Here is a 408-nt window from a genome sequence, read left to right as displayed (position 1 = left end):
GGGTGGGCCTGGCGGTGGGCGTCCCGTCCTCGGGCGTCGCGGGCTCCTCGGGCTCGGGCGCCTGCTCGATCACGACGTGGGCGTTGGTGCCGCTGATGCCGAAGGAGGAGACCCCGGCACGGCGGGGGCGGCCGGTCTCGGGCCAGGCGGTGTTCTCGGTGAGCAGGCGGACGTTGCCCGCGCCCCAGTCGACGTGGCTGGAGGCCTCGTCGATGTGGAGGGAGCGGGGAAGGACGCCGTGCTGGATGGCGAGTACGGACTTGATGACGCCCGCGACACCGGCGGCGGCCTGGGAGTGCCCGATGTTCGACTTCACCGAGCCGAGCAGCAACGGCCGGTCCTCGGGCCGGTCCTGCCCGTACGTCGCCAGCAGCGCCTGGGCCTCGATCGGGTCACCCAGGGTGGTAC

1 protein-coding gene is annotated in these 408 nt (G+C 73.5%); it reads right to left on the bottom strand.

Translation table 11 applies throughout. From position 1 onward, the window contains the following. Window positions 1–408, bottom strand: a 408-nt coding sequence (locus IG04_RS0141920) for a ketoacyl-synthetase C-terminal extension domain-containing protein (protein WP_030482303.1), incomplete at both ends; no start/stop codon positions are given.

It is taken from the genome of Lentzea albidocapillata, from assembly GCF_000719115.1.
Classification (GTDB): domain Bacteria; phylum Actinomycetota; class Actinomycetes; order Mycobacteriales; family Pseudonocardiaceae; genus Lentzea; species Lentzea albidocapillata.
The sequence above is the reverse complement of the archived record's forward strand: the minus strand, read 5'-3'. Positions and strand labels throughout refer to the sequence as shown.